Raw genomic sequence first — 20,870 nt, 5'->3', positions numbered from 1 at the left:
CCATCGGCACTCATGGAAAGGATCCACGATGGACACCACCGCCCACACCCCAACGATCACCCACCCGAACGACCCGCACGGGGACGAGCGCGCTCCGGCCGCTGCCGGACCTGAGCGTGCGACCCTCGCCACCGCCCTGGCGGACGACCGCGGGGCGACGACCGCGGAGTACGCGATCACCACGCTCGCCGCCTGCGGATTCGCGGCGCTCCTCGTCGTCGTCCTCAAGTCCGATCCGATCCGCGAGGCGATCACCGGTGTGATCTCCACCGCGCTCGGAATGGGAGCCTGAGGTCATGGCCGCCGCCCGCGATGACCGCGGTGCAGCGACTGCGGAGTTCGCCATGCTCATGCCCGCACTCGTGCTCCTCATCGCGCTCATCGCGGGTGCCGGCACCATCGGCCTGACCCAGCTCCGCGCCCACGACGCCGCCCGGTCCGCCGCGCGGGAGGCCGCTCGCGGGGAACCGGAGCGTGAGATCCGCTCGTCCGCGGAGGAACGGGCGGGGGAGGGTGCGGCGATCGACATCCGGCACGAGGGCGGTTTCACCACCGTCGAGGTCTCCGTGCCGCTGCCGGACACCCTCCACCTCGTCCAGGAATCAGTGAGCGCGACCGCGACCGCACGGACGGAGGGAATCCGATGACCGCACAGGTTCGACCGGGGACGGAAACGGACCACCCGGCGCCAGGGATGCCACCGTGCACCCCAGGAGAGGGACTGCGGTGCGACCGCGGATCCTCGACCGTGCTCGCGGTCGCACTCGGCGCGGGTGCGCTCACCCTCGTGGGGCTCCTCGGCCTCGGAGCGCAGGCCTTCCTCGCCCACGCGCGGGTCGACGCCGCAGCGGACCTCGCCGCGATCGCGGCCGCCGACGCCGCCCGCGGCATCACTCCCGGAGACCCGTGCGAGGTCGCCGGGCAGACGGCTGAGCACAGCGGTGCGGAAGTCACCGAGTGCATCGCTCGGTCCGACCTCGGGACGGCGAAGGTCGTCACCGAGATCGATCTGCCGGCGCCCCTGGGGAAGGTCACCGCCACTGCGGTCGCCGGATCGCCGACGGGACAGAGCCGGTGAGCGGCGTGATGGCCGCGCGCCGGTCGACCGGGGTCATACTCGGGGTCAGGGCCCGGGCTTCACCTCAGGAAGGTAGCTCAGCCGGCGAACGTGGCTCGCCCGAGGAACGCGGATCACCCCAGGTGCGGGCCTCACCACCGGAACCTGGCTCACCCCAGGATCGTGCGGAGGATCCGGACTGCGCCGTCCTTGTCGAGGGGCTCGTTGCCGTTGCCGCACTTGGGAGACTGGATGCACGAGGGACAGCCGGAGATGCATTCGCACGACTCGATCGCTTCGAGGGTCGCCCGGTGCCAGTCGGCGAAGCAGTCGAATCCCCGCTGCGCGAACCCTGCCCCGCCGGGCTGCCCGTCGTAGACGAACACCGTGGTCATCCCGGTGTCGGCGTGCATCGCGGTCGACACCCCTCCGACGTCCCACCGGTCGCACCCGGCGAACAGCGGGAGCAGGCCGATCGCCGCATGCTCCGCGGCGTGCACCGTCCCGGGCACGTCCGCCCGTCCCACCTCGGCCTCGGCGAGCGCCTCGGGCGGGGCGGTCCACCACACCGCCTGGGTCCGCAGGGTTCGCTCCGGGAGGTCGAGCGGGTGCTCGGCGAGCACGACCCCGGTGCGCTGCTGACGCATCTGGTAGGCGACGACCTGATCGACAACCTCGACGGTCCCGGTGAACACCCGGGTGCCCGACGGCAGCGTCATCGACCGGTCGGTCGATTCGATGCTGATCTCGGTCACTGACTTCGCCTGCGTCGTGTAATCGACGGTGGTCTCCTCGACGAAGGCGACCCGGTCGTCGAGGTCGAGCTCGCGCACGGCGAAGGTGCGGCCCTGGTGCACGTAGACCGCTCCCGTGTGGCTCTGCGTGTGGGCTCCCGCGTCCTCCACCGTGCCGAGCAGGGTGCCCGTCGACTCCTCGACGATCCTCACCTGTCCGCCGCCGGAACCGCGGATGTCGGTGAGCGCCGCGGCCTGCTCCGCTTTCGCCCAGAACCACCCGGCCGGGCGTCTGCGGAGCATCCTCGCCTCGACGAGCGAGTCGAGGACCGCCGGGGCGGAGTCGCCGAACAGCGGCAGGTCGTCCTCGGAGAGGGGGATCTCCGCGGCCGCCGCGCACAGGTGGCCGGCGAGCACGAACGGGTTGCCCGGGTCGATCACCCCACCGTCCACCGGAGCACCGAAGATCGCCTCGGGGTGGTTGACGACATAGGTGTCGAGCGGGTTGTCCCGGGCGATGAGCACCGCAGCCCACTGTTGGCCGGCCCGTCCGGCGCGTCCGGCCTGCTGCCACAGCGAGGCGAGCGTGCCCGGCCAGCCGGCCATGACCACCGCGTCGAGGCCGGCGATGTCGATGCCGAGCTCGAGCGCATTCGTCGACGCGACCGTCCGCAGCCTGCCCGTGCGCAGACCCGTCTCGAGCAGGCGGCGCTCCTCGGGCAGATAGCCGCCCCGGTAGGCCGCGACGCTGCGGGGCAGCGCGGGGTCGACCAACCCGACCTGGGTGCGGACCGCCTCGGCGAGGGCTTCGGTGCCGCGGCGGGAGGCGATGAAGGCGATCGAGCGGTACCCCGCGCAGGTGAGGTCGGTGAGGAGATCGGTGGCCTCGGCGATCGTGCTCCGCCGATTCGCGTCGGTCACGGCGGCGGGCGTCTCGGCCTCGTCGTCACCCTCCGGGTCCGTCATCCCCCATGGTTCGGGCATCATCGGCGGCTCCCACAGCACGAAGTCCCCGGCCGCCCGCGGCGAGGCGTCCTCGGTGACCGCACGTGCCGGGCGGCCGGTGATCCGCGCGAAGGAGGCCTCCGGATCGGCCATCGTCGCCGACGCCCCGACGATCACCGGGTCGGCCCCGTAGTGCCGGGCGATCCGTACGAGGCGGCGCAGGACGAGTGCGACGTGGGACCCGAAGACGCCGCGGTATCGGTGCGCCTCGTCGACGACGATGAAGCGCAGGGTCTTGAACCAGCGGGTGAAGTACGGATGCCGGGGGAGGACCGAGCGGTGGAGCATGTCCGGATTGGTGAAGAGGACATTCGCATGCTTCCGCGCCCAGTCCCTGTCCGCCTGGGACGTGTCGCCGTCGAAGGTGCCCGGACGGAGTCCGCGGACCACCACGGTGCGGAGCTTCGCGAACTGGTCCGCCGCGAGCGCTTTCGTCGGCGCGAGGTAGAGCGTCGTCGCCGCCCGCGTGGGGATCTCCTCCCGGGTGCGCACTACGGCGTCGAGCACCGGCAGCCAGAAGCCCAGGGACTTGCCGGACGCAGTGCCGCTCGCGATGACGACGTCCTGCCCGGAATGGGCGAGGTCGGCGGCCGCCACCTGGTGCGTCCACGGCCGGTCGATGCCGGTCGACCGGAGAGCGGAGACCACCTCGGCGTCGGCCCATTCCGGCCAGTCGGCGGTGGTGCCGGCGCGGGCCGGGAAGTGCTCGATGTGCCGGATCCGATCCTCGCGTGCCCCGAAATCGCCCACGAGATCGAGGAGCAGGGAGCGGGAGTCGGGCATGGCGCACATTCTCCCACGCCTTCGGAGGGAGCGACGGGCTGCGAGCGCCTCCGGTGAAAGCAGTGGACTGCGAGCGGCAGACCTCGCGACGAGGTCCTCACCGCTGTCGGTGCCCACCGCCGCGGCAGGCCCCGACCGCGTAGCCTGGTGCGGTGACTCCCTCGCCTGCCTCCACTCCGCTGCCCCGTCCCGCCGTCTCCGACCTCCGAGCGCTCGCGGAACTCCTCCGCGCCTCCCAGTTCACCCCGGCCGGTCTGCGGGCGCTCTGGGGTGTCGATGCCGACGCCGCGCTCCAGCGCAGCAACGCCGCTCCTGCCCGGCTCCGTCTCCGCGGCAGGACCGAGCCGCAGGCCGTGCTCGTCGGGCTCTTCGTCCTCCGTGTGTCGCAGCCGGTCGCCGTGGTGCGCGCCGCGCTCGGCACCGAGCTCTGCGATGCCCTCACCGAGGCCGAACTGCTGGTGCAGATCGCCGGTGTGGCACCTGCGCTCGGTGCCGGCGCCTCCGGGGACCGCGCTGGGGTCCCGGTTGCCGCCCCGCCCCGGCTCATGTCGCGCCTCGCGCTCACCCCCTACGCCGTGCCCACCGGGGTGCCGCGCGGGCAGCGCCCCGGCGACGAGACGGTGTGGCTGTTCTCCGACCACGGCACGCTCACCCAGTCCGAGCCGGTGTCCGACGACTTCGTGCTCGGGCTCGGCGGAGCCGGTCGGACGCTCGCCGAGATCACCCCGCGCCACCGTGTCGGCACCGCGCTCGACCTCGGAACCGGCTGCGGGATCCAGGCGATCCTGCTGGCCCGTCACGCCGACCGCGTCGTCGCCACCGACTTCTCGATCCGCGCCCTCCACCTCGCCGCACTCACCGCGCAGCTCAACGGGGTCGAGGACACCATCGAGTTCCGGCTCGGCTCCCTGTTCGACCCGGTGCCGGAGGCCTTCGACCTCGTCGCCTCCAACCCGCCGTTCGTCATCACCCCGCAGGGCCGCGACCACCTCGAGTACCGCGACGGCGGGATGGAGGGCGACGGGATCATGCGCACGCTCCTCGCCCAGACCCCGGCCCACCTGCGACCCGACGGGCACGCGGTGTTCCTCGGCAACTGGGAGTACGGGCCGGACACCGTCGACCCCACCGGCTGGGTGGGCGACGCACAGACCTCGATCATGGTCATCGAACGCGAGCGGCTCGACCCGGTGGCGTACGCGGAGACGTGGATCCGCGACGGGGGAGTCGCCCGCGCCACCCAGCACTGGGCCGCGGACACCGAGGCGTGGCTCGCCGATTTCGCCTCCCGATCCGTCGATCGGATCGGGTTCGGATGGGTACGCATGCACCGCCTCCCCGACGAGGAGTCCGAACCCGCCTCGACGGCACCCGGCACCGGGCCCGAGGTGGGAACCGGACCTGACGCGAGTGCCGGGCACGCAGAGAACGCTGATCCCGAGGCGAGCGTCCCCTCGGGCCGGGAACCTGGGGAGTCCGGTGGTGCTGCCCCGGCTATGGACGCCGAGGCGCCGGGCAGTGCAGCCGCGGTGCGCCACTTCGAGACGCTCGATCAGCCGCTCGGCGCGAATGCCGCCGGCATCGCCGTCCACCTCGATGCACGGTTGGCGATGCTCGAATGGCTCGCCGCCGCGAACGACGCCGAGCTCGCCGCGACCGCGTTCGTCCGCTCGGGCGACGTCACCGAGCACAGGCATTTCATGCCCGGGCAGGAGTCGCCGACGATGATCACGATCGAGCAGGGGACCGGCTTCGCACGGACCTTCGCCTCCGACCCGGCGCTCTCCGGGTTCCTCGGCGTGGCCGACGGCTCGCTCACCCTCGGCGCCGTGGCCGCTGCGCTCTCCGAGCTGCTCGAGGTCGAGGAATCCGCACTGCGCGCCCAGCTCGTCGATCAGGTGCGCCTGCTCGTCCCCGCCGGAGTGATCTACCCGCAGGTGTGAGCGGCTGACCCTCCGGCGGCGCGCGGTGGCGTCACTCTCTGTTCCGCTTTCTCGGCCCGGTGATCCCGGCAGTGGGGAGGTTCGGCAGTCTTCACCTGCGGAAGATGTCCCGTAATCAGGCGTTCCGCGGGACTTCTGCCGCAGGTGAATCGATGAAGCGGGACGTTTTCCGCGAGTGAAGCCCGGTGCGACGGGGATGCGAGCGACGCTACGCACCTCGCCCGGCTCCAGGCCCTCCTCGGCCGCCCCGCCCAGATTCCCAGTCGAACACCGCTCTACGCGCCCCGCTCCGCCTCCCACCTCTATCTCGCGCATCGACATGTGAGACGGTGGAGGGGCCTAGTGCTACATTTCTCAGAGTTTCACACCAGCAACAGCGGGACTGACCGGCAGACGTGTCGGCGACAGTCGCCCACGAAAGGATCGCAGTGGCATCCTCCTCCTCGCAGCCGCGCCGACTCGTCATCGTCGAGTCGCCGACCAAGGCCCGCACGATCGTGGGATACCTCGGTGACGGCTACGACGTCGAAGCCTCCGTGGGCCACATCCGCGACCTCCCGCAGCCCTCCGAGCTGCCCGCAGACATGAAGAAGGGTCCGTTCGGCAAGTTCGCCGTCGACGTCGAGGACGGATTCACCCCGTACTACCGGGTCGACCCGGGCAAGAAGAAGAAGGTCTCCGAGCTCAAGGCCCTGCTGAAGAACGCCGACGAGCTCTACCTCGCGACCGATGAGGACCGGGAGGGCGAGGCGATCGCCTGGCACCTCCTCGAGGTCCTCAAGCCCAAGATCCCCGTCAAGCGCATGGTGTTCCACGAGATCACCCCCGAGGCGATCGCCCGGGCGCTCGAGAATCCCCGCGAGCTCGACACCTCTCTCGTCGACGCGCAGGAGACCCGCCGCATCCTCGACCGCCTCTACGGCTACGAGGTGTCCCCGGTGCTGTGGCGCAAGGTCAACCGCGGCCTGTCCGCCGGCCGCGTCCAGTCGGTCGCCACCCGCCTCGTCGTCGAGCGCGAGCGCGAGCGCATGGCGTTCGTCCCCGCCGACTACTGGGACCTCGACATCGACCTCGCCGTCCCCGGCAAGGGCAATGCGTTCTCCGCCCGTCTCGCCACCTACCACGGCACCAAGGTCGCCAGCGGCCGCGACTTCGATGACAACGGCAAGCTCAAGGGCAAGGCCGACGTCGTCGTGCTCGACGAGGAGACGGCGACCGCGCTCGCGGACACCCTCAACACCACGGCCAAGGACGCGCTCACCGTCGCGAGCCTCGAGACCAAGCCGTACTCGCGCCGGCCCGCCGCGCCCTTCACCACGTCGACCCTCCAGCAGGAGGCCGGACGCAAGCTGCGCCTGTCCTCCCGCCAGGCGATGCGCGTGGCCCAGTCGCTCTACGAGAACGGCTACATCACCTATATGCGAACCGACTCCTCGGCGCTGTCGGGCCAGGCGATATCCGCCGCCCGCCGCCAGGTGTCCGAGCTCTACGGTCCCGAGTACGTCCCCGAGTCCCCGCGCACCTACTCCGGCAAGCAGAAGTCGGCGCAGGAGGCGCACGAGGCGATCCGTCCCGCCGGCGACTCGTTCCGCACGCCCGCGCAGGTGTCCGGCGCGCTCTCCGGCGACGAGTTTCGCCTCTACGACCTCATCTGGAAGCGCACCGTCGCCTCCCAGATGGCCGACGCCAAGGGCAAGACCGCCACCATGCGGATCACCGCCGACCTCGGCGACGACAAGACCGCGGGCTTCACCGCCTCGGGCACGGTCATCACCTTCCGCGGGTTCCTCGCCGCCTACGAGGAGGGCAAGGACGTCGACCGCTACGACTCCGGCTCCGGCGAATCCCGCCTGCCCGAGGTCTCCGAGGGCCAGCAGCTCACCGTCGACCGCGCCGAGGCCGATGGCCACACCACCGCTCCGCCCCCGCGCTATACCGAGGCGAGCCTGGTCAAGACGATGGAGGAGCTCGGCATCGGGCGCCCTTCGACCTACGCCGCGATCATCTCGACGATCCAGGACCGCGGCTACGTCCGCACCCGCGGCAACGCCCTCGTCCCCACCTGGGTGGCGTTCTCCGTCGTGCGGCTGCTCGAGCTCCACTTCGGCGGGCTCATCGACTACCAGTTCACCGCGAGCATGGAATCCGACCTCGACCGGATCGCCTCCGGCGAGGAGGACCGCAACGACTGGCTCACGGCGTTCTACTTCGGCGACAGCACCGCGGACCGCCCCGGTCTCAAGCCCACGGTCGACGACCTCGGCGATATCGACGCGCGCGAGATCAACACCATCGGGATCGCCGAGGGCATTGATCTCCGCGTCGGCCGGTACGGCCCGTACCTCGAGGTGGCGCAGGCTTACGGCGAGGACCCCAAGCGCGTGTCCGTGCCCGAGGACCTCGCCCCCGACGAGCTCACCGAGGAGAAGGCGCGCGAGCTCATCGCGAGCCACGGCGACGGTGACCGGGAGCTCGGCACCGACCCGGAGACCGGGCACACGATCGTCGCGAAGTCCGGCCGGTTCGGCCCCTACGTCACCGAGGTGCTGCCCGAGGCCGAGGAGACGAAGGGCCGCAAGAAGGTCAAGCCGCGCACCGGCTCTCTGTTCAAGTCCATGGACCTCGCGACCGTCGACCTCGAGCAGGCGCTCAAGCTCCTGAGCCTGCCCCGCGAGGTCGGCACCGACGCCGAGGGGACGGTCATCACCGCGCAGAACGGCCGGTACGGTCCCTACCTCAAGAAGGGCACCGACTCCAGGTCGCTGACGGAGGAGGAGCAGATCTTCTCGATCACCCTCGAGGAGGCGCTCGAGATCTACTCGCAGCCCAAGCAGCGCGGCCGCCGTGCCGCGGCACCGCCGCTCAAGGAGCTCGGCGAGGATCCGGATTCGAAGAAGCCGGTCGTCGTCAAGGACGGGCGCTTCGGCCCCTACGTCACCGACGGCGAGACGAACGCGACGCTGCGCAAGGACGATTCGGTCGAGGGCATCACCCCGGCCCGCGCCTTCGCGCTGCTCGCCGAGAAGCGGGCGAAGGGGCCGGCGAAGAAGAAGACGACCCGCAAGGCTCCGGCGAAGAAGACCGCGGCCAAGAAGGCGCCTGCGAAGAAGTCGACCGCTGCCGCGAAGAAGCCGGCGGCGAAGTCGACGACCGCGCGGACCACCGCGGCGAAGAAGGCGACGACGGCGAAGAAGGCGGCCGGGAAGCCCACCACCCCCTGATCGAACTGCGCGGTATCTGCTGATCTGCGCGCAATTGCGCGTGGATCGTCGGATACCGCGCAGTTCGGTTGCTGTGCCCCCCTCGCGCGAGGTCCCGCGTCAGGCGCGGCGCTCCTTGCACGTGGTGCACCCCCGCGCGCGCACTGCCTCAGAGCACGTGCTGCGCGCGATACTCCTCGGCGGCCCGCGCCTCGGCGGGGGTGAGCGCGCCCGGCTCCACCGCGAACCTCTCGGTGTACGCGCTCCGGAAGGCCGCCTCGACGGCGTCGGCGGTGACATCCGGGTGCAGCTCCGCGATCGCCCCGCCGGTCGCCGGGTCCCACTCGACCCCGAGGGCGGACTGGATGTCGGTGAGCACCGCGCGGATCGGGTCGGGATCGGCGACGACGACCGAGGACGAGAACAGCCACCCGCTGTGCGTCACCCGCTGGGCGGTGCCGATCGCCTTGATCCGGCCGGCGACGTTGACGGTGTGCTCGCCAGGGCAGTACTCGCCGGGGATCTCGCCCAGCCGCGCATCGACGCCGAGGCCCCGCAGGATCCCGGTGTACCAGTCGCCGAACCCGGTGAAGCGCTCGAGAGTGCCCGACAGCAGACCGGCCGCCGGCTCGAGGTGATCGATGACGAGGCTGTCCTGGTGATAGACCGCGACGCGCCCGCCCAGGGAGCGCAGCACCGGGGTGAAGCCGTGGTCGCGGGCGGCGGCGATGGCGTCGGGGAAGCCCGGGAGGAAGCGATCGCGAGCCCCGAAGGCCGCGGTGGGTGCCGGGCGGTTGATCCGCAGAACCCCGGCCCGGTGTCCCGCCTTGATCGCGTCGAGGAGGGCGCGCGCCTCGGCGAGGGCGGTCGCCGGGTCGGGTGAGACGTCGTCGAGGGCGGTGAGGGAGATCGGCACCCGTCCAGGATAGGCGGGGCGTGCAGGACGCGCGGCCGAGGCCCGGGCCGGCCGCGCTCTAATATCCGTGTCAGAGTCGAGAAGTACAGTGGGCGACGTGAATAGCATCGAATCCCGCCCCGCCCCCCGGTCGGCCGTCCCGGCGCCCGCCGGTGCCTTCGGTCCGCTCGCCGTGGAGGTCTCCGGCTGGATGGTGATGTACGCGCTCATCGCGCTGGCGTTCGGGATCGCCGGCGTCGCGGGCTTCGCCCAGGTGCTCGAACCCGACTCCGCGCCCCTCATCGCCGAAGCGTTCGCCTCCGGCACGTTCGACCTGCGCCGCGGTGCCGCCGCGCTCCTCATCACGTTCGTCCTCGCTGCGGCCGGGGTGTTCCTGCCCCAGTCGGCCGCGAACCGTCTGAGCACCCCGCTGAGCCGCTCCGTCCTCGCCGGGTCGTCCGCGGGGGCTGCGGTGAGCGCCGCGCTCGTCTTCTTCTTCCCTGCCGTCTGGCTCATCTGGCTCACCGCGCTCCTGCTCGGCGTCTCCGTCGCCCTCCTCGTGCTCCAGGCACCGCACCAGCATCGCAAGCCCTGGCGCACCGCCGGGACGGCCGCGGTCCTGCTCCTCCTCACCACCTATGCCTTCCAGATCGTCGGCGGGGTCGGCGCGGGGATGAGCGGTGTGCGCTGGTTCCTCATGGCCGGCGCCGTCCTGCTCGCCGCCTCGGCGATCGTCGTCATGCTCGCGCCGAGGAGCCCGGTGGGCGACCCCTCGACCGGCGCCTTCCCGCGGAACCTCTCCGGCCCGGGCCTGCGCGCACCGGAGCTCATCGCTCGGCCCTGGGCCTGCCATCTGCTCTTCGGCGTCCTCGGCGCGGTGCTCGCCCTCGCCCAGCCTGCGGTGGCCGACCACCGCTTCGGACAGGCCGGCTTCGCCGTCATCATCTGCGCCGCGCTCCTCGGCTGGGCCGTGGGCTTCGAGGTCGGGCCGACCTTCGCGCCCGGCATGTCGCGACCGCGTCTGACCTCGCTCGCCCTGCTCGGCGCCGGTGTGCTCACCCTGGCGCTCGCGATCATCGAGGAACTGTCCGGCAAGGCGGTCCTCACCGCTCTCGTCGCCTTCGCGGTGGGGGTGGGCGTCCGCGCCCAGAACTACGACGCGTCCCGCCGGATGGGTGTGGGCGTCGGCGTCGTGCTCGCCCTGCTGCTCTGCCTCATCGACGTCGACACCGAGGTCCAGCTGAGCGCACACGCATCGTGGGGGATCAGCGCGACCACCGTCGCCTACGCCGTGATCGGGCTCGCCGCTCTCGTCGGCGGCATCATCGCGCTCTTCACCTTCGCCCCGCACGGCATCCAGGGACTCGGGGTCGACCTCGTCCATGCCTTCCGCACCACAGCGCTCGCCGGGGACCACCGCGCGGGTGCCGGCGGCGCACCGGCCACCGGCGACCTCGCCCGTCAGACCTCGGAGCACCTCGGAGGGCCCGGGTTCTTCATCGCCGTCGAGGGCGGCGACGGCTCGGGCAAGACCACGCAGATCCGACTCCTCGACGAGCACCTGCGCGCCCGCGGCCACGGTGCCGTCGTGCTCACGCGCGAGCCGGGCGGCACCGAGGCGGGGCAGGCGATCCGCTCCGTCCTCCTCGGCGGGACCGGCGTGGCCGCGCGCAGCGAAGCGCTCCTCTTCGCCGCTGATCGAGCCCACCACGTCTCCTCGCTCGTCCGGCCCGCCCTCGAGCGCGGGGACATCGTCATCACCGACCGCTACATCGACTCCTCGCTCGGCTACCAGTCGGCCGGACGGGAGCTCTCCACCGAGGACATCGCGGGCCTCTCCCGCTGGGCCACCGAGGGGCTCGTCCCGCACCTCACGCTCGTCCTCGACATCGATTCGGAGGTCGCCGCCCGCCGGACTGCCGAGCGCGGCGAGGAGAACCATCTCGACCGCGAGGACCTCGCGTTCCGTCAGCGGGTCCAGGAGGCGTTCCTCAGCATCGCCGCCCGGGAGCCGTCGCGCTACGCGGTCATCGACGCCAACCGCGACCCCGCCGCCGTCGCCGCCGATGTCGCGGCCGCGGTCGACGCGCACCTCGCCGGGTTCAACCCGAAAGGCCCCCGTCCGGACGCCGGACGAGGAGCACGGGCTGCTTCCGGGGTGCTGCCAGGTGCGTCCTCTTCCGAGCCGCGGGCCGCTGGATCGTCCGAGCAGCCGGGTGGCGCTTCGGCCCAACGGATGGATGCACCGCGAGCCGAGTCCTCCGCAGGCAGCGTTGCCGGGGCGCCCGGAACGGTCGCTGCAGGGCCGCATCCCGGTGGGCCGACCAATGGTCCCACCGGTTCGACCGCACCGGCGGCCGGAGCCGCAGCGCCAGCCGATGAGGCGGCAACGACGGTGATCCCTTCGGCGAGCGGTGCACCCGCGAGCGAGGCGGAGACGACAGTGATCCCCCCGGCGGGCAGCGCGCCCGCCGACGAGGCAGCCACGACGGTGATTCCGCCTGCCGGTCGCGCACCTGCGGGTCAGGGGGAGACTGCGGTGGCGCCGCCTTCCCGACGCCCGCGCGGCGTGGACGAGGATGCGGAGACCACCGTGCTCGGCGGTCCCGCAGCCGGTGCGGAATCCGCTCCGGGAGATCGCACGCCCGCGGGCGGAACCGCACCTGCATCGGTGCCCCCGGCCGGCAGCGCGACGAACCCCGACCCGGGCGAGGCCAAGACGACCGTCCTGCCCCCGGTGATGCCGGGAGCGCCCGGCGCCGCCGCCGGGACGGCCGAATCGGCTCACCCCGCCGTCGGTGAGGACGACCCCACCACTGTGCTGCCGGCCCGCCATGCGAATCGCTCGCCCGGCACGGGACCGGATCATGGCCGCGCGGCACCCGCATGGGATCTCGCGGAGACCCGGTCGGACGCCGCCCCGGGCGCCCCGCCGGACGCGGACCGCGCTGTCGATCCCTCACCGGAGCACGCCCGCGAGATCTCGATCGCGCAGGCCCATCAGCGGGTGAACCGGGACCGCCTGGTCGCGCAGGCGGAGATCGAGCGGCAGGCCCGTGAACGGCTCCGGCAGTCGCGGCTGCGGCGCTCCGGCCGGGAGAAGCCGCGCGACGACCTCACGGGTCGCTCTGGTCCCGGTCGCCCGCGCGGCAGCCAGCCCCGCGGTGGCGATCCGCGCATCGGCGATCCCCGCGGCGAGCATGGACCCGGCACGCCCGGGGGCGCGCGATGAGCGTGTGGGACGACCTCGTCGGCCAGGACGCGGCCATCGAGCAGCTGCGCCAGGCCGCGCACGCCACCGGCGGGGGCCCCGGTGCGGCGGCGATGACGCACGCCTGGCTCCTCACCGGCCCGCCCGGCTCCGGCCGCTCGAACGCCGCCCGCGCCTTCGCCGCAGCGCTGCTCAGCCCCGACGGCGGTGAGTCGCTCGGTCCGGAGGCGCAGCGGGCGCTCGCCGGGACGCACGAGTCGATGACGATCATGGCGACCCAGAAGTCGCTCATCACCATCGACGAGGTCCGCGAGCTCGTCTCCCAGGCGCAGAGCGCGCCGGTCAACGCCCCGTGGCGGGTGATGATCATCGAGGACGCGGACAGGATGGCCGAACGCACCTCGAACGTGCTGCTCAAAGCGATCGAGGAACCGCCGCCGGCGACCGTGTGGATCCTGTGCGCGCCGAGCCCGCAGGACGTGCTCACCACGATCCGCTCGCGCTGCCGCATCGTCACGCTCCGCATCCCTCCCACCGAGGCGATCGCCGAGCTCCTCCACACCAGGGACGGTGTCGATGAGCAGACCGCGGTGTGGGCGGCCGCCGCCGCGCAGAACCACATCGGGCGGGCCAAGCACCTCGCGACGAACGACGACGCCCGCACCCGGCGCGCCCGGATCCTCGACATCCCGCAGACACTCACCTCGCTCGGCTCCACCGTGCGCATGGCCGGGCGGATCGTCGAAGAGGCGACGGACCGGGCCAAGGAGCGCTCCGCCGAACGCGACGCTGCCGAACGCGCGGCACTCCTCGAGACCCTCGGGGTCGAGCCCGGGAAGGCGGTTCCGCCGTCCGTGCGGTCGCAGGTACGGCGCCTCGAGGAGGAGCAGAAGCGGCGGGGCGTCCGCGCCCGCAACGACGAGATCGATGCGATGCTCCTCGAGCTGCTCTCGCTCTACCGGGACGTGCTCCTGTGCCAGCTCGGACTCACCGAGGGGTGGATCAACCGCGGTGACGAGGAGAGGATCCGGGAGCAGGCGGCCGCCTCGGACGCGCTGAGCACGCTGCGCCGGATTGACGTCATCGGGCAGGCCCGCACCCGGCTGAGCACGAACATGACCCCGCTGCTCATCGTCGAGGCGGCGTTCATCGGTCTGTCGAACCCCTGGCTCACCGCGGAGTGAGCGCCGCGAGTCGTCGCACGACGGCGCGCACCGCACCAGCGCGCACCGCGCCGGTGCGGGAGCGAGCCGGAAGATCGCCCCGCGTCACTCCAGCGTGAGCTGCTGGGCGAGCATGACGATGATGCCGCTGGGCCCGCGGACGTACGTGAGCCGGTAGGCGTCCTCGTACGTCGCCACTCCGCGCAGCGGACGGCAGCCGTGCCGGGCGGCGATCTCGAGGGCCGCGTCGAGGTCGTCGACGGAGAACGCGATGCGGTGCATGCCGATTGCGTTCGGTCGGGTCGGCTCGGTCTCGATCGCCTCCGGGTGGAGGTACTCGAAGAGCTCGATGACGCCTTCGCCGTCCGGAGTGCGGAGCAGTGCGATCTTCGCGGGGTTCCCGTCGAGGCCGACCGCCGTCTCGACCCATTCCCCGCGCACGGTGTCACGGCCCACCACGGTGAGCCCGAGGTCGGTGAAGAAGGCGATCGTCGCCTCGAGGTCGCGGACGGCGATGCCGACGTTCTCGAATCGGATGGTCATCGGATCACCCGTCCCCGTCGGTCACCGCGCGATTGTGGTCGAGCGCGATGTCGAGCCAGAACTCCAGACCGTCGGGTTCGGCGATCGTTTCCGGGGCGACCCGGATCCAGCCGGGACCCATGTCGCGGTCGCGTCCCATGACCGCTTGCTGTGCTCCCGGCCGGTCGAGGAGTTCGTCGTGCGCTTCGGCGGGAACACGGACGAGAAGACTCCCGTCCTTCCCTGCGGCGACGATCATCTTCTCGCGGACCATGATCGCCCGGCTGCCGAACATCGCGACCTCGCGCACGGTCGGCTCGTCCTCGAGGAGCGTGCGGATGCGGTCGAGGAGGGCGGATTGCGCCGTATCCATGAGGCCGGCTCCTCAGTCCTATTCGGGCGGGCCGAAGGCCATCCGGTCGAATACCAGCACGGATTCGCTGATCAGACCGTCGCGCACCGTGAAGTGCTCAGCAGCCGGAGCCGTGTCCGTGGCCGCGGTCTGCGGGTAGTAGAACAGCGCGACCCGGTCCCCGTCGACGTACTCCGCGATGTCGCCGATCCCGGTGAGCGCCGGTGCGAACCCGCCGATGAATTCGCGGTACTGCTCCTTTCCGTGCAGGTCGATGCCGGGGGCGCGGCACACGATGTCGTCGGCGACGCAGTCCATCGCGGTGTCGATGTCGTTGCTCGTCCAGGCGCGGTGGTAGCGCTGCACGATGGAGCGGGCGGTGGTGTGTGACATGTCGTCTCCTCGTTTCCGATGGTGTCGTTCCGATTGGTGGTGATGCTGTTCTCGTGGGGGGAGCGGTGAGCGGATCACGATCGATGGGGTCAGTCGGCGGACGGTTGCCAGTCATCGGGACCGGTGTCGCCGCCGGCAGCGGCGATCACGAGGCGCGGGGCGAAGTGTGTCCAGCCGTCGGCATGGCCGGGGACTGCGGAGTCGGGGAGACCCGCGTGGAGGAGCTCGACCCGCGTACCGGATGCCGTCGGAGTCAGGACGAACTCGACGGTCGAGGCACCGGCGGGGAGTTCGTCGCTGCCGGCGAAGCCCCAGGACACGACCACCCGGGTGGCAGCATCGACGACGAGGTACTCGCCGCGCACCGGGTGCCCGGCGATGTCGACCGCGAACCGTCCGCCCGGCGTCGGGTCGAGGTCGGCGAACTGTCCCATCCAGGCCGTCATGCCCGCGTTCGTCGTGAGGTACTCGAAGACGTCCTCGGGCGGGGCCTCGATGTCGATCGAGGTGCGGAACTCAGCCATCGGTCCCACTCCGTCCGTTCTCGATGGCCTCCTTGAGCGCGGACAGCCTGTTCGGCCAGAAGTCGTCGAGGTAGGCGCGCACTGCGGTGAGCCCGTCGGTGTCGACCGCGTACAGGTGGCGCGTACCGTCTCGCGTCCCGGCTGCCAGGCCGGCCTTGCGCAGCACGGTGAGATGGTGCGAGGTGGTCTGCTGCGACAGGCCGAGGGTCGCGGCGATCGAACCCACCGGCTGCGGGGAGTGGCGGATCACCCGCAGGATGTCCCGCCGATTCCCATCCGCGAGAGCGCGCAGGGCGAGATCGAGATCGTCCGGTGCCGCTGAACCCATGTCTGAACCTCCTTCGGTGAGGTTCACGCTAACACAAACATCGGCTTGTACATATGGGATTCAGTAAAACGGTCGGCCAGAGGGTGAGGCCGGAGGGATCGGAGTGGAACCGGAGTGCGCCGTGAGCCCTTGAGTTCTGGCCGCCGTCAGCCCTGGAGTGCGGGTGCCCGTCAGCCTTTGAGCTCGGAGACGAGATCGCGGACGAGTTCGATCCGGCGCGGGATCCAGGCCTTGACAGCGTGCTCGCTGTCCGCGTGGGAGCCGCCGCCCACGGTGCCGAGGCCGTCGAGGGTGGGCACGCCGATCCCGGCGGTGAAGTTCCCGTCGGAGCCGCCGCCCACCGCGATCGACCGCAGCGGAGGGTGGCCGAGCCGGCCGGCGATCCGCTGCGCCTGGCCGTACAGACTCATCGACTGGCGCGGCTCGAGGGGCGCACGGTTGATCCCGCCGCGGAGCAGGAGGCGAGCGCTCGGATGGACCGGGCGCAGGGCGCGGAGCGCGGCATCCACCCGCATCTGCTCGGAGACCTCGGTCGCCCGGGAGTCGATGCCCACCCGGGCCCTCGCGGGCACGGTGTTCGTCGTCGTCCCCGAATGGAGCACTGTGGGCACCACCGAGGTGCCCGCCCGCCTGCTGCCCAGCTGCGCGATCGAGAGCACCTGGTGGGCCACCTCGGTCGTGGCGTTGATGCCCTTCTCCGGTTCGACACCGGCGTGCGAGGCGCGGCCGCGGACCTCGAGCTCGTAGATCGCCACGCCCTTGCGCGCGATCTTCACCGAGCCGTCCTCGCCGCCGCTCTCGAACACGAGCGCCGCACGGGCGCCCTCGGCCTCGGCCTCGATGAGGGCGCGCGAGCTCAGCGAACCGAGCTCCTCGTCGCCGGTGACGAGCAGGCTCACCCCGTCGAGGGACTCCCCGCGCTCCTGGAGCGCGGCGAGCGCATGGAGCGCGATGAGGACGCCGCCCTTCATGTCGTCGGCTCCGGGGCCGCGGACGATCCCCTCGACGTCGGAGAACGGCAGGCGGCGGATCGTGCCGAGCGGCCACACCGTGTCGTGGTGGCCGATGAGGACGGCGGTGCGCGGACCCTCGCCGAACCGCCACAGGACGTGCGGGCAGCCCTCGACGGTGACGATCCGCGGGGCGACGCCGAGCAGGTCGGTGCCGATCCGGGCGAGGAGCTCAGCAGACCGGGCGAGCGCCCCCGGATCCGAGGACGGCGACTCGCATTCGATGAACTCCTCGAACTCGCGCATGAAGCGCTGCATGTCAATGGCCACGTCGGTCTGAGGTCCTTTCGGGTGGGGCGCCACCCCACTCTACCGGGCGCCTTCTGCGGTTTTGACCGGGTCCGGCGCCCCCGGTACCCTGTACTGGTTGCCTCCTTAGCTCAGTCGGCAGAGCGTCTTACTCGTAATAAGAAGGTCGCCGGTTCGATTCCGGCAGGAGGCTCACGCTCCGGAACGCCCCCACCGCACAGGTGGGGGCGCTCCGTCGTTCCATGGCCCGCCCGCGTGGACCGCGGCCGTGACTACCACCGCCGCGCTTTGTTCTCTAGGATCGGGGTACACATGTTCGGCGAGGTCGTTCCCGGTCCTGGCACCGGGAAGCAAGGTGGAGCAATGCAGATCAACGGCGAGATCATCGTCGGCATCGACGGGTCCCGCACCTGCCGGGAGGCCGCCGCCTGGGCGCTCAAGGAGGCTCGCCACCACGGTGTCGGCGTCCGCCTCGTCTCCGTCGTCCGCCCCGCCGAACCCGGCGCCGAACCCACCGCCGAGGCGCGCGCGAAGGCTCAGGAGTCCCTCGATGCGGTAAGCGCAAAGCTGCGTGAGCTCCTGCCCGACTCCCCGTTCGACGCCGTTCTCGAAGCCGGCGATCCCGCCGAGGTGCTCGCCGGGATGTCCGAGCGCGCCGGACTCGTCGTCATCGGGCAGCACGGCTCCGACCAGGCCACCGGCGGACGGATCGGCACGATCTCCTCCGGCCTCCCCGGTCACGCGCTGTGTCCGGCCCTCGTCTACCGCGAGACCCAGGCGAGCGAGTTCGACTCCGCCGACGCCCACGTCACCGGCGGGGGAGGGGTCGTCGTCGGCCAGGACACCTCGGACTACGCCGGCGTCGCCGCGCTCGACGCCGCGAGCTACGCCGCCCGGACCGGAGTCGAGCTCACCATCGTCGTCGTCACCACCCCGCTCGCCGACGATGCGCGCGCCCGCGCCCAGACCGAGTTCGACATGGCCTGGCTGCGCTCGCAGGTGCCCGGCCTCCGGGTGCGCACGGAGTTCGTCGAGGGCGATCCGGTGGACGTGCTCACCGAGCGGTCCGCGGACGCCGACCTCCTCGTCATGGGCAAGCGCGGGCTCGGCCGCTTCACGAGCATGCGCGTGCAGCTCGGCCGCACGAGCTCCGAGGTGCTCAACTCCGCGCGCTGCTCGCTGCTCCTCGTGCCGTTCCGCGACGACCCGGCGCTCGAGCACCGACGCACTGCCGACTGAGCGTCCCGCCGCTCCGCTGCGCCGCACCATGACCTCATCCGACCTCACCGATTTCCCGAGGCCGTCGCTTGCCGTCGACACCGCCACCTTCTCCGTCGCGGACGATGCCCTCCACATCGTCCTCGTGCGCGACCGACACGGCCGGCTCCTCCTGCCGGGCACCTTCGTCCACGAGCGCGAGCGCCTCGCCGCCGCAGTGCTCCGCAGCCAGTCGGAGAAGGCGGGGATCTCCGGCCGCGAACCCCAGCAGCTCCAGGTCTTCGACGACCCGGACCGTGACCAGCGCGGCTGGGTCGTCACCGTCGCCCACCTCGACGTCGTGGACGCCGCGGTCGTCGCCGAGGGCATCGCCGCCGGCCGGATCTCGCTCGTCCCCGTGGCCGAGGTGGGGCCGGGCGGCTCGATCGATCTGCCCTACGATCAGCCGCGCGTCGTGTCCTTCGCGCTCGCCCGGGTGCGCGCCGACTACGCCGAGTCCCCGGACCCGTGGCGACTGCTGCCGGAGGCCTTCACCCTGCGCGACCTCCAGATCGTCCATGAGGCGGTGCTCGGCGAGGAGGTCCAGCGTGATGCCTTCCGCAGGCGCATGGAGCCGCTGCTCCAACCCACCGGCGAGATGACGGACGGACGGCGGGGGAGGCCGTCGAGGCTGTTCGTGCACCGGGGTTGAGCTCCCGCAGTAGGGTGCTGTCATGATCACCCACCGGATGCGCGCACCCCGGCCCACCACCGCGCTCGAGCAGGCCTACGAGCGGATCGCCGCCGACCTCCCGCACGAGTACCCGGCAGCGGCCCTCGCCGAGGCGCAGGACGCCGTCGCCGCGCTCACCGACCCGCACACTCCCGGCTACGACGGCATCGAGCAGCCGCGCGAGGACCTCACCGCGCTGCCGTTCATCACCATCGACCCGGACGGGGCCACCGACCTCGACCAGGCGATGCACCTGAGCGACAGCCCGGTCGAGGGAGCCCGCTGGCGGGTGCACTATGCGATCGCCGACGTCGGTCGGTTCGTCCGCCCCGGCGGCGCCCTCGACGCCGAGACTCGCGAGCGCGGACTCACCGAGTACCTGCCCGACCGCCGCATCCCGCTGCATCCGCCGGTGATCTCGGAGGGCGCGGCCTCCCTCCTCCCGGGCACGGTCAAGGCCGCCTACGTCTACATCGTCGACCTCGCCGAGTCCGGGGAGATCGTCGCCCAGGACCTCGTGCGCGCCGTCGTCCGCTCGGTCGAGCAGCTCGACTACGACACCGTGCAGGAGGCGCACGACGCCGGCCGCCCCCTCCACCCGAGCATGGCCGCCCTCCCGGAGATCGGTGCCGCGCTCCTCGCCCAGGAGCGGGCCCGCGGCGGCATCGACCTCGCGATCCCGGACCAAGAGGTCACGCGCGTCCAGGAGGCCACACGCGACGACGAGAGCACCTACACGCTCGCCTTCCGTCCGCGCCGGGAGATCGAGGACGCGAACGCGCAGATCTCCCTGCTCGCCGGTCGCGTCGCCGCCGCCCTCATGCTCGCTGCCGGCCACGGGATCCTCCGCACCCTCCCGCGACCCGACGACGCCACGATCGCGGAGTTCGCTGCGGTCGTCGCAGCGCTCGGCTTCGACGCCTCGGGCACCTACCAGGAGATCCTCGCCCTCATCGACCACACGGGAGGCGACCCGGCCGCACTCGCTGTCCACTACGCCTCGCCCATGCTCTTCCGCGGCGCCGGGTACACCGAGATCACCGCCGAACTCGGCGAGGAGGAGACCGTCCAGGCCGCCGTCGGCGCACCCTACGCTCACACCACGGCGCCGCTGCGTCGGCTCGTCGACCGCTTCGTGCTCCCACTCGCCTGGGCCGCGGCCCAGGGCGTCGAGGCGCCGGAATGGGCGCGCACCGCTCTGCCGGAGCTGCCGGACCTCATGAACTCGGCGGGCTCCCGGTCGCGGAAGGTCGAGAACGCCGTCATCGAGGCCACCGAGGCCGTCCTCCTCGCCGACCGCGTGGGGGAGACCTTCGAAGGCGTCGCCGTGTCCCAGCGCGACGCCACCGAACAGCGCGCAGCCCGCTTCGAGGTGCACTTCCCGGAGCCGGCCATCGTCGCGTTCGTCGACGGCGAGGCCGAGGTCGGCAGCCGGGTGAGCCTCGTGCTCTCCTCCGTCGACGTCGAGTCCGGGCAGATCGAGTTCGTGCCCGTGGAACGCTGAGCGCCTCCGAACACCGTGTGAGTCCGCTGGCGATCCCGTCGAGTCCGGCGCCTCGGCTTGCGACCGC

The 20,870-nt window shown here is 71.9% G+C and carries 18 protein-coding genes and 1 tRNA gene; 11 read left to right on the top strand and 8 right to left on the bottom strand.

Annotation, left to right across the window (positions count from 1 at the left end; all coding sequences use genetic code 11):
* Positions 1–28: 28 nt before the first annotated feature.
* From C1A17_RS07735 to C1A17_RS07725, 3 genes are read left to right on the top strand one after another with little or no spacing between them, the layout of a single operon-like run.
* On the top strand, positions 29–292 hold the full coding sequence (locus tag C1A17_RS07735) for a DUF4244 domain-containing protein (RefSeq protein WP_101652422.1): 264 nt from the start codon (positions 29–31) through the stop codon (positions 290–292).
* Between the two features lie 4 nt (positions 293–296).
* Complete coding sequence (locus tag C1A17_RS07730) at positions 297–647, top strand: TadE family type IV pilus minor pilin (protein WP_101652420.1); 351 nt, start codon at positions 297–299, stop codon at positions 645–647.
* Entirely contained in the window at positions 644–1,078 is a 435-nt protein-coding gene (locus C1A17_RS07725) for an Rv3654c family TadE-like protein (protein WP_342750303.1), read from the top strand. Before C1A17_RS07730 ends, C1A17_RS07725 begins: the two co-directional genes overlap by 4 nt.
* A 149-nt stretch (positions 1,079–1,227) precedes the next feature.
* Here C1A17_RS07725 and C1A17_RS07720 read toward each other — a convergent pair whose 3' ends face one another.
* Positions 1,228–3,579 carry a DEAD/DEAH box helicase gene (locus C1A17_RS07720; RefSeq protein ID WP_101652405.1) on the bottom strand — a complete coding sequence of 784 codons (2,352 nt, stop codon included), beginning with the start codon at positions 3,577–3,579 and terminating at the stop codon, positions 1,228–1,230.
* Positions 3,580–3,731: 152 nt separating this feature from the next.
* On the opposite strand from C1A17_RS07720, the gene C1A17_RS07715 reads away from it, so the two are divergent.
* Together C1A17_RS07715 and topA are read left to right on the top strand one after the other, a co-directional pair.
* On the top strand, positions 3,732–5,522 hold the full coding sequence (locus tag C1A17_RS07715; RefSeq protein WP_101652403.1) for a DUF7059 domain-containing protein: 1,791 nt from the start codon (positions 3,732–3,734) through the stop codon (positions 5,520–5,522).
* A 428-nt stretch (positions 5,523–5,950) separates the two neighbouring features.
* Positions 5,951–8,743, top strand: a complete 2,793-nt coding sequence (gene topA / locus C1A17_RS07710) for a type I DNA topoisomerase (protein ID WP_101652401.1) — start codon at positions 5,951–5,953, stop codon at positions 8,741–8,743.
* 148 nt (positions 8,744–8,891) lie between these two features.
* On the opposite strand, the gene C1A17_RS07705 is transcribed toward topA, so the two are convergent.
* Entirely contained in the window at positions 8,892–9,638 is a 747-nt protein-coding gene (locus C1A17_RS07705) for a lipoate--protein ligase family protein (protein ID WP_245873576.1), read from the bottom strand.
* 97 nt (positions 9,639–9,735) lie between these two features.
* On the opposite strand from C1A17_RS07705, the gene tmk reads away from it, so the two are divergent.
* Together tmk and C1A17_RS07695 are read left to right on the top strand one after the other, a co-directional pair.
* On the top strand, positions 9,736–12,849 hold the full coding sequence (gene tmk, locus C1A17_RS07700) for a dTMP kinase (protein ID WP_146000601.1): 3,114 nt from the start codon (positions 9,736–9,738) through the stop codon (positions 12,847–12,849).
* The gene (locus C1A17_RS07695; protein ID WP_101652397.1) at positions 12,846–14,012 is read left to right on the top strand and encodes a DNA polymerase III subunit delta'; all 1,167 of its coding nucleotides are present in this window, start codon (positions 12,846–12,848) and stop codon (positions 14,010–14,012) included. Before tmk ends, C1A17_RS07695 begins: the two co-directional genes overlap by 4 nt.
* A gap of 84 nt (positions 14,013–14,096) precedes the next feature.
* Here the strand turns inward: C1A17_RS07695 and C1A17_RS07690 are convergent, their stop codons facing one another.
* The 6 genes from C1A17_RS07690 to C1A17_RS07665 form a co-directional block, all read right to left on the bottom strand.
* The gene (locus C1A17_RS07690; protein ID WP_101652395.1) at positions 14,097–14,534 is read right to left on the bottom strand and encodes a VOC family protein; all 438 of its coding nucleotides are present in this window, start codon (positions 14,532–14,534) and stop codon (positions 14,097–14,099) included.
* Positions 14,535–14,538: 4 nt separating this feature from the next.
* Complete coding sequence (locus C1A17_RS07685) at positions 14,539–14,886, bottom strand: TfoX/Sxy family protein (RefSeq protein ID WP_101652393.1); 348 nt, start codon at positions 14,884–14,886, stop codon at positions 14,539–14,541.
* 18 nt (positions 14,887–14,904) lie between these two features.
* Positions 14,905–15,258 carry a nuclear transport factor 2 family protein gene (locus C1A17_RS07680; protein WP_101652391.1) on the bottom strand — a complete coding sequence of 118 codons (354 nt, stop codon included), beginning with the start codon at positions 15,256–15,258 and terminating at the stop codon, positions 14,905–14,907.
* Positions 15,259–15,347: 89 nt separating this feature from the next.
* The gene (locus C1A17_RS07675) at positions 15,348–15,782 is read right to left on the bottom strand and encodes an SRPBCC family protein (RefSeq protein WP_101652389.1); all 435 of its coding nucleotides are present in this window, start codon (positions 15,780–15,782) and stop codon (positions 15,348–15,350) included.
* The gene (locus C1A17_RS07670; RefSeq protein ID WP_101652387.1) at positions 15,775–16,110 is read right to left on the bottom strand and encodes an ArsR/SmtB family transcription factor; all 336 of its coding nucleotides are present in this window, start codon (positions 16,108–16,110) and stop codon (positions 15,775–15,777) included. Before C1A17_RS07670 ends, C1A17_RS07675 begins: the two co-directional genes overlap by 8 nt.
* 170 nt (positions 16,111–16,280) lie before the next feature.
* Entirely contained in the window at positions 16,281–17,390 is a 1,110-nt protein-coding gene (locus tag C1A17_RS07665) for a M20/M25/M40 family metallo-hydrolase (RefSeq protein ID WP_245873575.1), read from the bottom strand.
* 99 nt (positions 17,391–17,489) lie between these two features.
* Here C1A17_RS07665 and C1A17_RS07660 point away from each other — a divergent pair.
* From C1A17_RS07660 to C1A17_RS07645, 4 genes are all read left to right on the top strand, one after another.
* Positions 17,490–17,562 (top strand) — tRNA-Thr (locus tag C1A17_RS07660).
* A 170-nt stretch (positions 17,563–17,732) separates the two neighbouring features.
* The gene (locus tag C1A17_RS07655) at positions 17,733–18,608 is read left to right on the top strand and encodes a universal stress protein (protein WP_180953243.1); all 876 of its coding nucleotides are present in this window, start codon (positions 17,733–17,735) and stop codon (positions 18,606–18,608) included.
* Positions 18,609–18,636: 28 nt separating this feature from the next.
* Entirely contained in the window at positions 18,637–19,278 is a 642-nt protein-coding gene (locus C1A17_RS07650) for an NUDIX hydrolase (RefSeq protein ID WP_101652380.1), read from the top strand.
* A 22-nt stretch (positions 19,279–19,300) separates the two neighbouring features.
* On the top strand, positions 19,301–20,803 hold the full coding sequence (locus tag C1A17_RS07645) for an RNB domain-containing ribonuclease (protein WP_101652378.1): 1,503 nt from the start codon (positions 19,301–19,303) through the stop codon (positions 20,801–20,803).
* The last annotated feature ends 67 nt before the right edge of the window (positions 20,804–20,870 follow it).

The organism is Brevibacterium ihuae (assembly GCF_900184225.1).
Lineage (GTDB): Bacteria > Actinomycetota > Actinomycetes > Actinomycetales > Brevibacteriaceae > Brevibacterium > Brevibacterium ihuae.
The sequence above is the reverse complement of the archived record's forward strand: the minus strand, read 5'-3'. Positions and strand labels throughout refer to the sequence as shown.